The organism is Cellvibrio sp. KY-GH-1 (assembly GCF_008806975.1).
GTDB lineage: Bacteria > Pseudomonadota > Gammaproteobacteria > Pseudomonadales > Cellvibrionaceae > Cellvibrio.
Map to the genome: position 1 here is coordinate 1,892,971 of NZ_CP031728.1, position 17,485 is coordinate 1,910,455.

Sequence of the window (17,485 nt, forward strand, 5' to 3'; positions counted from 1 at the left end):
TCTGCTCTGAACCCCTGTTTTCGGGCGGAATGGTTTTTATCGTCTGTCAGGAATTTTGTATGAAACCTCATTCACCACGCCTGTGGGTGCCCGTTGCAATAGGCGCCCTCGTACTGGGTATCGCCATAGGTGCGAACTTGCATCTTGTGGCAGATACCGCCACCTCGGTACCCGATCCAGTCAAGCAGGAACCCAAGGTACTTTATTGGTATGACCCTATGGTACCCGACCAGCATTTTGATAAGCCGGGCAAGTCGCCCTTTATGGATATGGAACTGGTGCCTAAATATGCCGAGGCGGGCAAGCAGGAATCTGCCATGAGCCTGTCGCCGTCGCTAGTCCAGAATCTCGGTCTGCGTACGGCCAAAGTCGAACGCTTGCCGGTCAAACAAGTGCTGGATGTTACCGGGCAGCTGCAATTCAATGAGCGTCGTCAAGCCATTTTGCAGTTGCGGGCTGCCGGGTTTATCGAAAAAGTCTGGCCACTTGCTATGGGTGATCGAGTCATCTCAGGTCAACCCATTGCGGAGTTACACATACCAGAATGGCTTGATGCGCAAAATGAATTGCTGTCTCAACCGGTAGCCAGCAACACCCAACGGTTAAAGACCCTGCGTACACGGCTCTTGTTACTGGGGATGCCTGAATCCTTAATTAAACAGGTTGAAAAAACACGTCAACCGGAAACACGGATCACGCTCACGTCGCCCATCGACGGAGTGATCACGCTACTGGGTGTCAAAAACGGTATGGCGTTGGATAGCGGCGCAACACTCGCGCAAATCAATGGCACCGAGACCTTGTGGTTAGAAGCGGCAATTCCTGAAGGACTATCCGGCGCATTGCGGACTGGTGATTCCGCCAGATTCAGGTCAGCCAATCCTGAAGATCCAGCACTTACAGGACACATCGACCAGGTATTGCCAACCCTCAATTCCACCACGCGTGCACGCATCGCCCGGATAGTGCTGGATAATCCCGAGGGGATCCTCACTTCGGGTACAACTGGACAAGTCACCATTCAATCCGGAGGCAAGGAAACGGCGCTTTTTATACCGACCGAAGCGGTTATTCGCACCGGTAAACGCACGCTGGTTATGGTTGTCGAGGCGGAGGGACAGTTTCGGCCAGTCGCTGTCACTCCCGGTCAGGAAATGGGCGATCAAACCCTTATTGGCAAGGGATTAGAGGAAGGTCAAACAGTCGTGGCCAGCGGTCAATTTTTGCTGGATTCCGAAGCGTCGTTTCTTGGGCTAACACCGGAACCAGCCAAAGGGGAGCACGACCATGATTAGCCGTGTTATTCATTGGTCCATCGCCCACCGGGTGCTGGTATTGCTGGTGTCATTGCTGCTAACCGGTTGGGGCATCTGGGCCGTGAAAACCACGCCGGTTGACGCCTTGCCAGATCTCTCCGATGTGCAAGTAATTATCCGTACATCCTTTCCAGGGCAAGCACCGGAGTTGGTGGAAAACCAAGTGACTTACCCGCTAGCCAGCAAAATGCTCTCGGTGCCGGGTGCCAGCAACGTGCGGGGCTATTCGCTGTATGGAGATAGTTTTGTCTATGTCCTGTTTGAGGATGGTACAGACCTTTATTGGGCGCGCTCACGTGTCCTTGAATCATTGAGCCAAGTGCAGGCCCAATTACCACGCGGAGCAATACCGTCGCTGGGGCCTGATGCCACTGGTGTGGGATGGATCTTCCAATACGCCTTGATTGACAAAACCGGTGGGCATGATATCGCCCAATTACGCGCACTTCAGGACTGGTTCCTCCGCTTTGAATTGGCACCGTTGCCGGATGTTTCGGAAGTCGCCGCCATTGGTGGCATGGTCAATCAATACCAAGTAATACTGGATCCGGTTCGGCTCGCCGCCTACAACGTCTCGCACGGTACCGTAATTGCGGCTATCCAGCAGGCCAACCAGGAAACCGGTGGTGGCGTGGTGGTCGCTGGCGAGGCGGAACTGATGGTGCGTGCCCGTGGTTACCTGCATACGGCAGAGGACTTCAAGGCAATTCCTATTGCGCTGGTTAATAACATCCCGGTGACACTGGGGGATGTTGCAACAATCCAGCGGGGGCCGGAAATGCGCCGAGGCATCGCTGAACTGGACGGTGAAGGTGAAGTCACCGGCGGTGTGGTAGTCATGCGTTCAGGCGGGAATGCTCGTGCAACTATCGCCGCTGTTAAGGAAAAATTGGCGCAATTGCAAAGCAGCTTGCCAACGGGTGTTGAGATACTCACCACCTATGACCGCAGCAGCCTGATTGATCGCGCAGTAACAAATCTCAGCCACAAATTACTGGAGGAGTTTCTAGTAGTGGCGCTGGTGTGCGCTGTTTTTCTTTGGCACTGGCGCTCTGCGTTGGTGGCGATTGTGGCCCTACCGCTTGGGGTGTTGGTGGCCTTCATCGTCATGCGCTACCAGGGCATCAATGCCAACATTATGTCGCTGGGTGGTATCGCCATTGCCATCGGCGCCATGGTAGATGCAGCCATTGTGATGATTGAAAATGCGCATAAGCACCTGGAGCGCTGGCAACACGAACATCCCGCACAAGATTTGGAAGATGGACCTCGCTGGCAGGTACTGGCTCAGGCAGCCGCCGAAGTTGGAGCAGCGTTGTTTTTCTCCCTGCTGATTGTGACTCTATCATTCATCCCGGTGTTCACATTGGAGGCGCAGGAAGGACGCCTATTCGGTCCGCTGGCCTTCACTAAAACCTATGCGATGGCTGCTGCGGCTGGGTTATCCATTACCCTGATTCCGGTACTAATGGGCTATTGGATTCGTGGCCGTATTCCAGAAGAGAATAGTAATCCACTCAATCGCTGGCTGATTCGGGTGTATCAACCCTTGCTGGCAGGAGTACTGGGTTATCCGCGTATCACGCTTGTAATGGCCGGGATTATCCTGTTGACCACAGCATGGCCGCTATACCGGTTGGGCAGTGAGTTCCTGCCGCCACTTGATGAGGGTGATTTGCTCTACATGCCCAGTGCCTTGCCAGGACTCAGCGCGCAACAAGCTAGCCAATTGCTGCAACAAACTGATCGTCTTATTAAATCCGTGCCGGAAGTCGCCCGCGTGTTTGGCAAGGCAGGCCGCAGCAATAGTGCGACGGATCCCGCACCGATGGAAATGTTTGAAACTACCATCCAGTTCAAACCTCTTGACCAGTGGCGCCCCGGCATGACACCGGAAAAACTCATGGCCGAGCTGGATGCAAAGGTCAAAGTACCGGGTCTTGCGAACTTGTGGATACCTCCTATCCGCAACCGCATCGACATGCTTGCCACCGGCATCAAAAGCCCAATCGGGGTCAAAATAGCAGGCCAATCTCTGGCGGATATCGATCAGATAGCAAATCAAGTGGAGCAAGTTGCCAAAACCATTCCGGGAGTTTCCTCGGCGGTAGCGGAGCGAACCGGCGGTGGCCGCTATCTCGACATTACTTTTAATCGACCGACACTGGCGCGTTATGGGCTCAGTATGGCCCAGGCACAGTCCGTGGTGAGCAGCTTGATTGGCGGCGAGAACATCGGTGAAGTAATTGATGGCCGGGCGCGCTTTCCCATCAATGTCCGTTATCCCCGTGACTGGCGGGACAGTATTGGCAAATTGCAGAATCTGCCAGTAATTACACCGATGGGCATGCAGATCACATTGGGAGCCATCGCGACCATTACAGTGACCGATGGACCCAGTATGGTCAAAAGCGAAAATGCCCGTCCAATCGGTATCGTGTATATCGATGTGCGCGACCGGGACTTGGGATCGACAGTGGAGGCATTACAAAAGGCTATTCAAAAAAACGTTACGCTCTCGCCCGGAACCAGTATCAGCTATGCAGGGCAATTTGAATTTATGGAGCGGGCCAATGCTCGATTGCAATGGATAATTCCAGCAACGCTCGCCATTGTCCTGGTGCTGCTATTTCTAACCTTTTCCCGATTGGATGAAGCCTTGTTGATCATGGGAACCCTGCCATTCGCGTTGACTGGCGGTATCTGGCTGTTGTATCTGATGGACTACAATCTTTCGGTTGCCACCGCCGTCGGTTTTATCGCTCTTGCCGGGGTATCTGCTGAATTTGGTGTCATTATGTTGCTGTACCTGAAACAGGCTTGGCAGCGACGCATCGAGGTAGGAACAACCAGTGAGCAGGATTTGGTGGATGCTATTCAGGAAGGTGCCGTGTTGCGGGTGCGTCCCAAGATGATGACTGTGACGGTCATTGTTGCGGGTTTGCTGCCGATCTTTCTGGGTAGCGGTACTGGCTCGGAAATCATGGGACGCATTGCCGCCCCCATGGTCGGCGGTATGCTGACTGCGCCCTTATTGTCACTCTTTGTCTTGCCTGCGGCTTATTGGCTATTGCGCAGCAGAAGTCGGTAATTGTGCTGGCCATAACCCATTGAGAGTAACAACATCAACTTATCGGGAACACAATAATGATAGCGCGGGGTTAGGCATGAATGGTACTGATACCTCGTGCTAACCCTGCTCAAGCAGGTTTCGCAAGATACCGCAATCTTTAACCGACCGTTCACTATCACATTGTCTGCGCAACCCCACCAATTGTTCACGCAATACTGTTAATTCAGTGATTCGCGCATCGACTTCTTGCACGTGCGCATCAACAATATGGTTGATCTCTTTGCAGGCTTCTTCTGGTGTAGCCTGATATTTAATTAATTCCCGTATTTCATCAAGCTTAAGACCCAGGTTACGGCATTGTTTGATAAATCCTAATTGTCGTAACGATTCGATATCGTAAAGCCGATAGTTGCCTTCCGTACGTTGTGGAATTGGCACCAACCCTTCCTGTTCATAGAACCGGATTGTTTGAACTGACAAACCTGTTTGTTTTGCCAAGGCTCCAATTTTCATAAAACGACTCTCTCTTGACCCTCTAGTGGCTATAGAGTTTATAGTGATTACGTATATCCGGGCTATCAGGAGATTTTTTTCATGAGTGATTGCGACTGCGAAGTTGAGTTAAAGGACGGTGAACAAAGGACTGTTCTCTATTGGTTGCTGAGCATCAATGCCGTTATGTTTATATTGGAGCTAGGGGTTGGCTGGTTTGCCCAATCTACCGGTTTGATTGCAGACTCACTGGATATGCTGGCGGACGCCATCGTATATGGCATTGCACTGTACGCAGTGGGTCGGGCCATTACTGACAAAGCAAAAGCGGCACTGGTGAGCGGGTATTTTCAGTTGTTGCTGGCAGCAATCATCCTGATCGACATTGTCCGGCGCGTTGTGTTTGGCAGTGAACCTGCATCGCAACTCATGATAGGTATGGGACTGGTTGCACTGGCCGCCAACGTCACCTGCCTGTTATTAATTCAGAAGCATCGTCATGGCGAAGTGCACATGCGAGCAAGCTGGATTTTTTCCACCAACGATGTGCTGGCAAATCTTGGGGTGATTATCAGTGGCGCGCTAGTGGCTTGGGTGGGTTCACGCTGGCCGGACATCATCATTGGCAGTCTAATTGTCATCCTGATTTTGCGCGGGGCCTGGCTGATTTTGAGCGATGCCAAACGAGAGTTGAAAGAGCACCGTGCTCCGGCACCATGCTGCGATAAACCTTGTGGATCCTCACAAAATAGTGGACACGAATGATTCTTATGTGCAAATTCCTGATAGGCTTTAACCAATCCGCCCATGCGGTTTGGTTAAACGTCGCCTACAGGACACTGATTCGGTGAAATCCATTTTACGCCACCGGCTTTATGCGTTGATTGCACTGTCATTCTGGCTAATGATTAGCTGGAGCGGTGTGCATGGGCATTTTTGTCTCGATGGCAATGAACCACCCGTATCCTTTCACATTGATGTAATGGATGGTCACCCGGTGAGTAAAGCTGGAGACGCAGACCAGGATATCGATATAAACCAGTCACAATCGCTCTCCACCAAACCCTATCAGTGGGATGTGTTAGGGCCATTGCTCACTGTCTTCCTGATTGTACTTTCTGTAGGTTTGCCTGCATTATCCGCGCTACCAATTCCTCATCCCCCCATTCGTCATCAGCCGGGCTTGCGCCCACCGCTGCGTGCTCCGCCATCTATCCACGCCTGATTGTTTCCTTGTTTGGAAATCCTTACACACTCCAATAAGCATCGCTTATTGAGTTAATGTCATTGAGGCTGGAGTAACACCATGCGTTTTTTTTCTACCGTGATCGCACGTCTGGCGATCACAATCCTGTGCTATTCCCCTTGGGTAACGGCAGCACCCACGGAGTCGATCCGACTGGACGATGCGCTTAAGGCAACACTCCAATACAACCCCGAGCTATCCGGATACCGATTCAAGGAAGACGCCCTGAAAGGCGAACAACAAACAGCCGCATTGCGTCCGGAATATCGGCTCGCGGCTGAACTCGAAAATGTTGCCGGTTCCGGAGAGCTGCGCGGTACACAAGCCAGCGAATTGACTATCGCCGTCTCCTCGGTGATCGAGTTGGGCGATAAGCGTGATGCCCGTTTGGGCGTGGTCACGGCGCGGCAGCAACAATTGCAATCTGAACAACGGCTACTCACGCTGGATTTGCTATCGGATGTAACCCGGCAATTTTTGCAACTGATCGCCGCGCAAGAGCAGTTGGCAATACGCACCGAAGCCGACCAACTTGCCCGCAATACCATGGACTCCCTTCGCAAATTGGTACAAGCCGGGCGCATTCCGGAAGCAGAGCTGCTACGCGCTGAAGCAGGACTTGCTCGCACCTCGATTGCCTTACAACAAGCAAGACAGCAAGTTCGCGGTGAACGCCTCCGGTTGTCGGGCTATTGGGCAGACCCCACCCCTGATTTTCAGACTGCTCAAGGTGATTTGTACGCGTTACCCCCATCCATCTCCTTACCCGAACTTGAGTCGCGTCTGGATGCAAACCCTGATTTAACCATGCTGGCCACCGAGATTGACTTGCGGGCAGCAGAGCTGCGCGAAGCCCGTTCGAACCGGCGGGGAGATCTGGAATGGAGTGCAGGTATCCGGCGGCTTGAAGAAACCGGTGACTCAGCGGCTGTAGTTGGCCTGAGTATGCCGCTGGGTACAACAAAACGCGCTACGGGTGTCATCGCCACAGCGACAGCGCAGCAAGCCGGTGCCGAGCAAGCCCACCGCAGTACCCGTATTCGCCTTCAGGCTGAATTAGCTGGCCTTTTTGAAGAGCAACAGCAAGCAGTGAGCGAACTTGAAATGCTTCGTACCCGCGTGGTACCGGCATTAAAACGTGCACTGCAGGAGACCGCCCAAGGATTTGATCTGGGCCGGTACAGCTATCTGGAATTGACCCTCGCCCAAGGGGAGCTGCTGGATGCACAACTCGCCGTAATCGATGCTGCACAACGTGTGCAGTACACCCGGATTGAACTGGAGCGGCTGACAGGTGCCGCATTTACCGAACAACACACCGAGGTTGCACCATGAATTTATCCAATCTGAACTGGCTGACCAGGACGCCAGCCATGGCTTGCGTTCTGGCATTGGCCTGTATTGTAAGCAGTCTCCCTGTAGCTCACGCGGCGGATAAGGACGACGAGAAACATACGGAACATGAAGGAGCCAAGAAATCGCCCAAACAGGTCGATAAAGATGAAAAATCCGAAGAGGATGAAGAGCATGAGGCGGATGGAAAAATCAAATTGACTGCCGAGCAATTACGCAAGGCCGGTATTCAAATCGTCAAAGCAGGACCGGTTTCCGTTCGTCAAACATTGCCGCTGTACGGTGTCGTAACGCCCAATGCCGAGGGCTTCCAACATATCGCAGCACGCTTTCCCGGTGTTATCAGACAGTTGGCCCGCAAACCAGGAGACAATGTTTCTGCGGGTGAAGTGCTGGCGACCATTGAAAGCAACGAAAGCCTCAAGGTGTACAACGTGACTGCTACGGTCTCCGGTGTAATTACCAACCGTCAGGGTGCCGTAGGTGAACAAACCACAGACACACCTTTGTTTACCATCATGAATGCTGCGACCGTCTCCGTAGATTTGAATGTTTTCCCCCGGGCTGTTGGTCAGGTCAAGTCAGGCCAGCCAGTCCTTATCCAGCAACCACAACGCCAGTTGGAAGCAGAAGGCCGATTGGAGTATGTGAGTGGAATCGCCAACCCGGTTAACCAGTCCATCATTGCCCGTGCCTCATTAAAAAATACCGAAGGCCATTGGATACCAGGGCATTTTGTGAATGCAGAGGTCATTCTTTCGGAAACCCCGGCCGCCGTGGCAGTACGCAATGAAGCCCTGCAAACCCTAGATGGAGAGACGGTTGTATTTGTTAAAGAAGCTGACGGCTTTGAAGCTCGGCCAATTCAAACCGGGCGTACCGATCACCGTTACACCGAAATTGTCAGCGGTCTGGTGGCAGGTGAATCCTATGTCGCAGTTAACAGCTTTATCCTGAAAGCAGATCTGGGCAAGGAGAGCATTGAAGATGACGATTAATAACAATAACGGCGGCATTGTGTCCTCCTGCCTGACAGGAGTAACACGCAATGGTTGATGCACTGATCCAATTTTCTATCGCGCGCCGATGGCTGATTTTGTTTTTCGTAGTGGTCATTGCGGTAGCCGGAATCTGGAATTACCAGCGCCTGCCTATCGATGCGGTGCCGGACATTACCAATGTCCAGGTCCAGATCAATACTCAGGCTCCAGGCTATTCACCCCTGGAAGTCGAGCAGCGAATCACTTACCTAGTTGAGGTGGCCATTGCCGGACTGCCCCATGTAGAAAGTACCCGATCTATCTCCCGGTATGCGCTGTCCCAAGTGACTGTTGTGTTTGAAGACGGCACGGATATTTACTTTGCGCGCAATATCCTCAACGAACGCCTGCAACAGGTAAAAAGTCAATTGCCGTCCAGCATTGAACCGGAGATGGGGCCAGTAGCAACGGGGCTGGGTGAGATTTTTCACTATTCAGTACACGCCGATCCCAAAGCACGTCAACCCAATGGCGAACCTTACGATGCCATGGCGCTACGCACCTTGCAGGACTGGATAATACGCCCGCAATTACGCCTGGTGCCGGGGGTTACCGAGATCAACACCATCGGCGGTTTCGAAAAGCAGCTTCATATCACCCCGGATCCAGCACTAATGCTGGCTTATGGTGTGGTATTTGATGATCTCGTTGATGCACTCAAAAATAACAACACCAACATCGGGGCTGGTTATATCGAAAAAAACGGCGAGCAATACCTGATTCGGGCACCGGGTCAGCTCGCCGATATTGCAGCGATTAAAACCGTGATTATCGGGCGTCGTGACGGGGTTCCAGTGACGATTGGCGATCTGGCACAGGTGGGGCTGGGTAACGAATTGCGTACCGGCGCTGCTACTCGCGATGGTGAGGAAACCGTGCTCGGTACGGCTGTCATGCTGGTCGGTGAAAACAGCCGAATCGTATCTCGCGCTGTGGCCGCCAAGCTTGACGACATCAACCGCACCTTACCAAATGGAGTGACGGCAGAAGCCGTATATGACCGCACCGCATTAGTGGAAAAGACCATCTCTACAGTACAAAAGAATCTGCTGGAAGGTGCAATTTTGGTCGTCGTTGTGCTGTTGGTCATGCTTGGCAATGTCCGCGCCGCACTGCTCACCGCCCTGGTGATTCCTCTGTCCATGCTCATTCTCATGACCGGGATGGTACAGACCAAAGTCAGTGCAAACCTGATGAGTCTCGGTGCACTGGATTTTGGCCTTATCGTGGATGGTGCCGTGATCATTGTTGAGAACTGCCTGCTGCGACTTGCCCAACGCCAACACCATGTGGGCCAGCTTCTGAGTCTGGAGGAACGGTTGGAAACAGTGTTCAGGGCAACCCGTGAAGTGTTCACGCCTAGTCTTATCAGTGTGCTGGTGGTGATCCTGGTGAATATTCCCATCCTCGCGCTAACCGGCGTGGAAGGCAAAATGTTCATCCCGATGGCGCTCACAGTGATCATGGCTTTACTCGGTGCGCTAGTACTGTCCTTGACCTTCGTTCCAGCGGCACTGGCACTGTGTATGACGGGCAGGATCGAGGAAAAGGAAAGCCGGATAATCGCCAAATCTCGCGCTGCTTACGGACCGACACTCGACATGGCACTTCACCGCCGTGTACCCATCCTGATCAGCGCGGTGGTATTGGTGATTGGATCCGGCTGGCTGGCGTCCCGCATGGGTACCGAGTTTATTCCAGAACTGGATGAACACGATATTGCAGTGCAAGCCTTACGGATTCCCGGTACGAGCCTCAGCCAGTCTGTGGAGATGCAATTCCAGGTGGAGCATGCATTGAAAGCGGTACCCGAGGTAAATACCGTTTTTGCCCGGGTCGGTACCGCCGAAGTGGCAAGTGACCCTATGGGACCCAATGTTTCCGATGGGTATGTCATGTTGAAAGATAACGCGGACTGGCCGGATCCGGACAAGCCCAAGGCGGAGGTACTTGAAGCCATTGAAGAAGCCTTGGAAAAAGTCCCTGGCAATGCCTACGAAATCAGCCAACCCATCCAGATGCGGGTTAATGAATTGATCTCCGGTGTCCGCTCCGATCTGGGTGTGAAAATCTATGGCGACGATTTGGAACAGTTGCGCACAGCCGGAAACCGTATTGCTGCCGTGCTTAACCGCATTGAGGGCGCTGAAGAGGTGAAGATCGAACAGACAGAGGGTTTACCCATCCTCTCTGTGGAAGCTGATCGGGATATCTTGTTGCGTTACGGCCTGAACATTTCCGAGGTCCAGGACACGCTGGCTGCCGCGACGGGCGGTGAAGAGGCAGGACAGATGTTTGATGGCGACCAGCGCTTTGAACTGGTGGTCCGGCTTCCAGAAATTCTGCGCAATGACCTGAAGGCACTCTCCAATTTACCCATTCCCCTCCCGGACGGCGGTTATGTCCCCTTGGGTGAAGTTGCCCGTATCACCCTGGCTCCCGGTGCCAACCAAATCAGCCGTGAGAACGGCAAGCGACGGCTGGTGGTGACAGCCAACGTAAGTGATCGGGATCTGGGCGGGTTTGTGGCCGAAGCACAAGAAAAAATCGCGCAGCAGGTCAAGCTGCCACCAGGCTACTGGCTCGATTACGGTGGAACCTTCGAACAGTTACAGTCCGCATCTGCGCGCCTAACACTACTGGTGCCTTTGACCTTACTGATGATTTTCGCATTGCTATTGATGACTTTTGGTTCGGCCAGGGATGCGCTGCTTGTGTTCAGTGGTGTTCCACTGGCGCTTACGGGCGGAGTCATTTTCCTGTGGCTACGGGACATTCCGTTGTCGATTACAGCAGGTGTAGGTTTTATCACCCTATCCGGTGTCGCGGTATTGACCGGGGTGATGATGGTGTCGGCATTCCGCGATGGGTTGAAGAGCGGCTTACCATTGGAAGTTGCCATTCGCGAGGGCGCCATGCTGCGGTTACGGCCGATATTGATGGTAGCGCTGGTAGCGGCATTGGGCTTCCTGCCTATGGCATTAAATACTGGTACCGGCGCAGAAGTGCAACGGCCATTAGCTACGGTGGTCATTGGCGGGATTATTTCATCCACCATATTGACCCTGCTGGTCTTGCCGGGCTTATACCGTATGGCTTATCGCGAAACACTAAAAGGTCAATAACCTGAGCTGTCACCAGCCCTGCGCTGGTGACAACCCAATTCTGGCGCGTTGAAAACCTGAGGCGCGCCTTTGTCAGGAGACTGGAACTATGAAACTGATCACTGCTCTCTTACACCACGTGCGGGTAACTGCTGTTATTGATGCGCTGAATGATGCTGGTTATCGCAATCTCAATTTGCAAGATGTCAAAGGCACACTTAAACCGTTGGGTGATTTTGAATTGACCTATTCGTCAGAAGCCCGGCTAGTTATTTCTGAGGTGCAATTGTCACTCCCCTGTGAAGACGGGGAAGTGGAATCGATTACCAGCATTATCCGCGAGACTGGTCGTATCGGCACCGATGTATCCGGATGGGTTTATGTGAGTGCTATTGAACAGGCGTGGCCCATCGGGGGTTCCTAAGTGTAGGCACTGAAAAATGTGCGACGGGAAAGTTTTTCCCCGTCGCCTTTCAATTCACTACAGGAAAATTTTTATGCTCACTCTTTCCCGGATACTCATTGCAATCGTCGTTGCCTTATTTCTTAGCGCTTGCCAAACAACAGTACCCAATACCTCCGGTATTGTGTTTGAAGAGGATGCGTTGCGTCAGCACAACCTTGAATTAAGCAATGCGACAGCCAACTTTAACGACGGCACGTTGACCATAAGCGGTGGCATTGGCCCAACACAAAAAAGACCGCATATCGCTTGCGGACAATTGCAGCTTCGCATACTTGATACCCAAGGTGTTTTATTAAAAACTCTCAATACAGATTATTCACCCTGTCACCTGCATTACGGCCCCAATACCCGACGTACAGGATCTTTTTCGGTAGTGATCAATGACATTCACCAACAGGCATTGATCATTAAAGCCAGTTATCAAAAAAAGCCGCATGAGGCTCACTGATCGTCTTTCATGCCCACGTTACTTACTGTGAGCTGGTGCTGGGTCAGCACTATTAATGACGCCCATTTTTATCGCAATTTTTCGAGTCAAGGAAAAACGCTATGGAACATACACACAGCTACGATGCACAGGGAAAACAACTGTGCTGCACAGAAGAAGGAAAAATAAATGTCCAGGCTGATGCGCTAATAAAAAACAAATCCGTGAAAAATTGTTGTTGTGCGGCTGACGATCACGAACAGCATACCGATGATGATGACCATAATCATGCCAGCAGTAGCGACCGTAACTTCGAACTGTTTCTACCCGCTGCGATTAGTTTAATTGCATTGCTAATTGCGATAATTCTGGATAATTATGTTCCGCAAACTTGGTTTACTGGCTGGCTGCGCATTGGTTGGTACGTTGCTGCCTACTTACCTGTTGGTCTACCTGTGTTAAAAGAAGCGGTTGAGAACATTGTCAAAGGTGAAGTATTTTCTGAATTTTTATTGATGAGCATTGCAACTCTTGGCGCCTTTGCTATTGGCGAATACCCTGAAGGTGTTGCCGTGATGTTGTTTTACTCCGTAGGTGAAGTATTTCAGACTCTTGCAGTCAAAAGAGCGAAAACCAATATTAAAACACTGCTTGACCAACGCCCCGATGAAGTAACTGTATTACGAAATAATCAAGCAATTATGCTGAAAGCAGAAACAGTCAGCATTGGGGATATTATCCAGCTTAGAGCAGGTGAAAAATTAGGTTTGGATGGTGCGCTTTTATCCGAAACCGCTTCCTTCAATACAGCAGCACTGACAGGTGAAAGTAATCCTGACACCAAAACCAAAGGTGAGACTGTTTTAGCAGGCATGATTAATCTAAATGTGGTATCGCAAGTCAAAGTGACCGCCGCCTATAGCGACAGCAAGCTGTCCAGAATTTTAGAACTAGTGCAAAACGCTTCTGCACAAAAAGCTCCCACCGAATTGTTCATCCGTAAATTCGCCAAAATATACACTCCGATTGTGGTTGTATTAGGTGTTGTGATTTGTCTGTTGCCGTACTTTTTTGTTGAGACTTATGTGTTCAGCCAATGGTTGTATCGCGCACTGATTTTCCTGGTGATCTCATGCCCTTGTGCTTTGGTAATCAGTATTCCGCTCGGCTATTTTGGGGGCATAGGCGCTGCAAGTAAAAATGGAATTTTATTCAAAGGCAGCAACTTCCTGGACACCATGTCAACTATTAAAAACGTGGTGATGGATAAAACTGGCACCATGACGGAGGGCGTATTCAAAGTACAAGAAGTAAATCTCAAGCCTGACTTCAATCGAGATGAAATCCTCAACATGGTCAATGCACTGGAAAGTCAAAGTACGCATCCAGTAGCCACCGCCATCAGTCAATTTGTTGGTGCTATTGATACCGATATTACATTGAACAATGTGGAAGAAATCTCTGGCCACGGACTTAAAGCTGAAATCAACGGTAAAGAATTGCTAGTTGGAAATTTTCGATTGCTCAACAAATTTTCTGTTCAATACGATGTAGATCCTGCCAGCATTGTGCATACGGTTATTGCCATCAGTTACGACCGTAAATTCGCAGGCTATTTGACCATTGCTGATAGCATAAAGGAGGACGCGCAATTAACAATAGATACGCTTAAACAACTCGGCGTTAACATCACAATGCTAAGTGGTGATAAAAGCTCTGTGGTGCAATTTGTTGCGCAAAAATTAGGTATCAAAAACGCGTTTGGCGATTTGTTACCCGAGGATAAAGTTAACAAGGTAAAAGAAATCAAAGCGCAAAACGAAACCGTTGCTTTCGTAGGGGATGGTGTTAATGACGCACCCGTAGTTGCATTGAGCGATGTCGGTATAGCGATGGGCGGCTTAGGCAGCGATGCAACTATCGAAACAGCCGATGTCGTCATTCAAGATGACAGACCCAGCAAAATTCCCACTGCCATTGCTATCGGCAAGCAAACTAAACGCATCGTTTGGCAAAATATTTCCCTCGCCTTCGGTGTAAAGGTGGTGGTATTGATATTGGGTGCAGGTGGTTTGGCAACGATGTGGGAAGCTGTTTTTGCCGATGTTGGTGTGGCATTACTGGCCATTTTAAATGCGGTGCGAATTCAGCGGATGAAATTTTGATACTGATTTATATCTGCCCACTCCCTAAGCTCGAAGGTAAAAATAAAGGTGAATGATTTGAAACGTTTCCATATGTGTATCGTCAGTGTTGTTGTAACCTGGTTTCTTATTGCAGGTTCTGCATTTGCACAAAGTGTTGCTCCCGGAGATTCGAAGCAGTTATGGCAGCTGCTTGATTACGTCGCGGTTGACTACAGTGGAGCGGTTGCAGACGGCGTCATCATCAGCGAAGCCGAATATGCTGAAATGTTGGATTTCACGGAGAACGCAGGCGCGCAATTACAGTTGTTACCCGAGCATGAATCTAAACAAAATATTGCCGACAAGATAGCTGAACTGCGAGCAGCTGTTCTGCGGAAGGAAGCGAGTAAAAACGTCGCCCCACTAGCGCAACAAGCAAACGCACTCTTGATAACCGCCTATCCCTTTCCGGTAGCGCCAAGAACTGTTCCCGATCTTGTTCGTGGTCAATCTCTGTATGCAGCGCAATGCGCTTCATGCCATGGAGCAGAAGGAAAAGGCGATGGTTTGCTTGCAAAAAACCTGGAACCTAAACCGATTGCGTTTACGGATGCGGAGCGTGCTCGTACAAGGAGTCTGATGGCTCTCTACCAAGTAATTTCCCAAGGTGTGGAAGGCACTTCGATGGTGAGTTTTAATTCACTATCGGAAGAAGATCGATGGTCGCTCGCATTTTATATCGGAACACTTTCCCACGATGAGACCATGCGCGAACACGGTAAACAACTGTGGGCTAACAACCATGATCAGATAAAGGGCCGCTTCGTCGATTTAACCGCGCTTACAACGATCACCGAGGCAGGTCTGGCCGAGACAGTAAAAGAAAGTACAGCTCATACTATAACGGCATACCTCAGGGCCAATCCCACTGTAGTAGAAGCAAATAAACCCATAGGCTTGGCGTTATCGCGGTTGCGTCTTGCAGAAAGTCTCGCCGCTGTGCGAGCCGGAGATCGAAATCTTGCTACCCGTTTGAGCTTGTCGGCCTATCTGGATGGTTTCGAACCACTTGAGCCCATAGTCGCCACTCGCGACAGCACACTGATGATTGCTGTTGAAACAGCGATGCTCGACTATCGCTCAGCGGTTGCCAAAGGAACAATCGAGGATGCTGAAGCGGCGGCCATCCAATTGGAGCTGCTTTTTTCGCAAGTTGATGGCGTATTACAAGAAGCAAAAGCAGACCCTGCGACTACTTTCATCGGGGCGCTCACCATTCTTTTGCGCGAAGGTGTTGAGGCATTGTTAATTGTTATCGGCATGATCACATTCCTGAAAAAGACTGATAAACCCGATGCGCTCCGCCACGTTCACAGGGGATGGATAAGCGCCTTGATAGCGGGAGTCCTGACGTGGGTGGTAGCAACTTATTTGATAGGAATCAGTGGTGCTAACCGCGAGGTGACCGAGGGTGTTGGGTCATTACTCGCCGCTGTCGTTTTGCTGAGTGTTGGGCTATGGATGCATCAAAAAAGCAGTGCGGGTAAGTGGCAAGATTATCTGAAAGGAAAATTATCAGCGGCGGTTTCGAGTCGATCAGCATGGGCGCTATTTGCGCTGGCGTTCATCGCGGTGTATCGAGAAGTTTTTGAAACTGTGCTGTTCTATTCCGCTCTGGCAGCAGATGGAAATAGTGAAGCACTTATAGCCGGTTTTTTCACAGCAGTATTATTATTGGCTGTGATTGCATGGATATTGTTACGCACCACCGCACGCATGCCGTTAGAGAAGTTCTTCTCTTTCACTTCCATTCTGGTAATGATCCTAGCAGTAATATTGACTGGCAAAGGTGTGTCAGCGTTGCAAGAAGCTGGATGGATTAGTGTAAGTTTAATTGCTACTCCGCGCGTAGAATGGCTCGGACTTTATCCGACGCTGGAAACATTGACCGCACAGATGTTGGTTGCCTTGATAGTATTGGGATACATCAGTGTTAACTGGCTTAAGACCCGCAATAGGGAGATCAAAATTGATATTTAGGAAATATATTTGGGCGATGGAAAGCACAGAAGACGATTTGAAGCTGTTTGAAAACGTAGAGTAAAATCACAATTAAAAAAGCCCGGCCATATTTTAAATCGTCGGTTTTTTTAACGTATCGCGCCAAGACTACTTTTGTCGGAAAGGCCGATGAAACCAGTGGGTATCCTTAACAAAAAAATCTAATATTGCGAGCTAGTACCCATGCTGAACATGTATCAAAAACACATTTTCACGTTTGGAATCAAGACCAGTTTTTTGCATTAACTTTTTACAAGTCCTATAAAAGACATGCTTGATTTTGTAGCTAATCGATTGTCAGAGTAAAAGACAGTCGGTGAACATTCGATGTAAGCATTTTACAATTTTGACTAAGGAATGACACTCAAAGATTTGTGCGCCAAAAAGTACTTCCACTATGTTGTTCACTTTCCATTTACCCTGGATCTGCTATATATTGAAAATCTACCTATGCCTTGAGGAATGAGCCATGATCACTAAAGACACACATCGCGTCGATTGGAATAAGACCGCCAAGGTTGCTGGTGTGGTGTTGTTGACATTGGCCAAAGCGACTTGGTGGTTAGGCAAACATGCTGGCTTGATCTTAGTGGCGATTTTGACTGTCATGGCTAAGGTGTTTGTAGCGGTTCTTTCAGCTTGGGCTTCTACGACCAACACATCTGACTCTAATGATGAGAGTGACAGCATTTATACCAAGCCAGGTGAATATGGTTACAACGCTGAAGGAGAGCTGGGATATGGCGGTGAGCATTGCTATAAGAAGCAATAGGCATCACCG

At 50.5% G+C, this 17,485-nt stretch carries 13 protein-coding genes; 12 read left to right on the forward strand and 1 reads right to left on the reverse strand.

Annotated elements, in window-relative coordinates:
- Positions 1–59: 59 nt before the first annotated feature.
- Both D0C16_RS08060 and D0C16_RS08065 read left to right on the forward strand, forming a co-directional pair.
- A complete protein-coding gene (locus tag D0C16_RS08060) occupies positions 60–1,295 on the forward strand; it encodes an efflux RND transporter periplasmic adaptor subunit (RefSeq protein ID WP_151031832.1) in 1,236 nt (411 codons plus the stop codon).
- Positions 1,288–4,407, forward strand: coding sequence for an efflux RND transporter permease subunit (locus tag D0C16_RS08065; RefSeq protein ID WP_151031833.1), 3,120 nt, complete (start codon positions 1,288–1,290; stop codon positions 4,405–4,407). Before D0C16_RS08060 ends, D0C16_RS08065 begins: the two co-directional genes overlap by 8 nt.
- A 99-nt stretch (positions 4,408–4,506) precedes the next feature.
- Here the strand turns inward: D0C16_RS08065 and cadR are convergent, their stop codons facing one another.
- On the reverse strand, positions 4,507–4,902 hold the full coding sequence (gene cadR, locus D0C16_RS08070) for a Cd(II)/Pb(II)-responsive transcriptional regulator (protein ID WP_151031834.1): 396 nt from the start codon (positions 4,900–4,902) through the stop codon (positions 4,507–4,509).
- Positions 4,903–4,983: 81 nt separating this feature from the next.
- Here cadR and D0C16_RS08075 point away from each other — a divergent pair, with 81 nt between their 5' ends.
- The 10 genes from D0C16_RS08075 to D0C16_RS08120 all read left to right on the forward strand — a co-directional run bounded on the left by D0C16_RS08075 (position 4,984) and on the right by D0C16_RS08120 (position 17,476).
- Positions 4,984–5,646, forward strand: coding sequence for a cation transporter (locus tag D0C16_RS08075; RefSeq protein WP_151031835.1), 663 nt, complete (start codon positions 4,984–4,986; stop codon positions 5,644–5,646).
- Positions 5,647–5,728: 82 nt separating this feature from the next.
- A complete protein-coding gene (locus D0C16_RS08080) occupies positions 5,729–6,106 on the forward strand; it encodes a hypothetical protein (protein WP_151031836.1) in 378 nt (125 codons plus the stop codon).
- An 81-nt stretch (positions 6,107–6,187) separates the two neighbouring features.
- Positions 6,188–7,462, forward strand: coding sequence for a TolC family protein (locus tag D0C16_RS08085; RefSeq protein WP_151031837.1), 1,275 nt, complete (start codon positions 6,188–6,190; stop codon positions 7,460–7,462).
- Between the two features lie 38 nt (positions 7,463–7,500).
- The gene (locus D0C16_RS08090) at positions 7,501–8,478 is read left to right on the forward strand and encodes an efflux RND transporter periplasmic adaptor subunit (protein WP_225318953.1); all 978 of its coding nucleotides are present in this window, start codon (positions 7,501–7,503) and stop codon (positions 8,476–8,478) included.
- 50 nt (positions 8,479–8,528) lie between these two features.
- Positions 8,529–11,645, forward strand: coding sequence for an efflux RND transporter permease subunit (locus tag D0C16_RS08095; RefSeq protein WP_151031839.1), 3,117 nt, complete (start codon positions 8,529–8,531; stop codon positions 11,643–11,645).
- Between the two features lie 88 nt (positions 11,646–11,733).
- Positions 11,734–12,048 (forward strand): P-II family nitrogen regulator, encoded by a 315-nt coding sequence (locus tag D0C16_RS08100; RefSeq protein WP_151031840.1) that lies wholly within the window; start codon positions 11,734–11,736, stop codon positions 12,046–12,048.
- Positions 12,049–12,121: 73 nt separating this feature from the next.
- Positions 12,122–12,538, forward strand: a complete 417-nt coding sequence (locus D0C16_RS08105; RefSeq protein WP_151031841.1) for a hypothetical protein — start codon at positions 12,122–12,124, stop codon at positions 12,536–12,538.
- A 329-nt stretch (positions 12,539–12,867) separates the two neighbouring features.
- Positions 12,868–14,682 (forward strand): heavy metal translocating P-type ATPase, encoded by a 1,815-nt coding sequence (locus D0C16_RS08110; RefSeq protein WP_225318954.1) that lies wholly within the window; start codon positions 12,868–12,870, stop codon positions 14,680–14,682.
- A gap of 48 nt (positions 14,683–14,730) precedes the next feature.
- Positions 14,731–16,683 carry an FTR1 family protein gene (locus tag D0C16_RS08115; protein WP_225318955.1) on the forward strand — a complete coding sequence of 651 codons (1,953 nt, stop codon included), beginning with the start codon at positions 14,731–14,733 and terminating at the stop codon, positions 16,681–16,683.
- Between the two features lie 490 nt (positions 16,684–17,173).
- On the forward strand, positions 17,174–17,476 hold the full coding sequence (locus D0C16_RS08120; RefSeq protein ID WP_151031843.1) for a hypothetical protein: 303 nt from the start codon (positions 17,174–17,176) through the stop codon (positions 17,474–17,476).
- Positions 17,477–17,485 lie beyond the last annotated feature (9 nt).

Coding starts and splice junctions, on each gene's coding strand:
- D0C16_RS08085 (WP_151031837.1), top strand. CDS start 6,188: ATGCGTTTTTTTTCTACCGTGATCGCACGTCTGGCGATCACAATCCTG.
- D0C16_RS08105 (WP_151031841.1), top strand. CDS start 12,122: ATGCTCACTCTTTCCCGGATACTCATTGCAATCGTCGTTGCCTTATTT.
- D0C16_RS08060 (WP_151031832.1), top strand. CDS start 60: ATGAAACCTCATTCACCACGCCTGTGGGTGCCCGTTGCAATAGGCGCC.
- D0C16_RS08095 (WP_151031839.1), top strand. CDS start 8,529: ATGGTTGATGCACTGATCCAATTTTCTATCGCGCGCCGATGGCTGATT.
- D0C16_RS08120 (WP_151031843.1), top strand. CDS start 17,174: ATGATCACTAAAGACACACATCGCGTCGATTGGAATAAGACCGCCAAG.
- D0C16_RS08075 (WP_151031835.1), top strand. CDS start 4,984: ATGAGTGATTGCGACTGCGAAGTTGAGTTAAAGGACGGTGAACAAAGG.
- D0C16_RS08100 (WP_151031840.1), top strand. CDS start 11,734: ATGAAACTGATCACTGCTCTCTTACACCACGTGCGGGTAACTGCTGTT.
- D0C16_RS08065 (WP_151031833.1), top strand. CDS start 1,288: ATGATTAGCCGTGTTATTCATTGGTCCATCGCCCACCGGGTGCTGGTA.
- D0C16_RS08090 (WP_225318953.1), top strand. CDS start 7,501: ATGGCTTGCGTTCTGGCATTGGCCTGTATTGTAAGCAGTCTCCCTGTA.
- cadR (WP_151031834.1), bottom strand. CDS start 4,902: ATGAAAATTGGAGCCTTGGCAAAACAAACAGGTTTGTCAGTTCAAACA.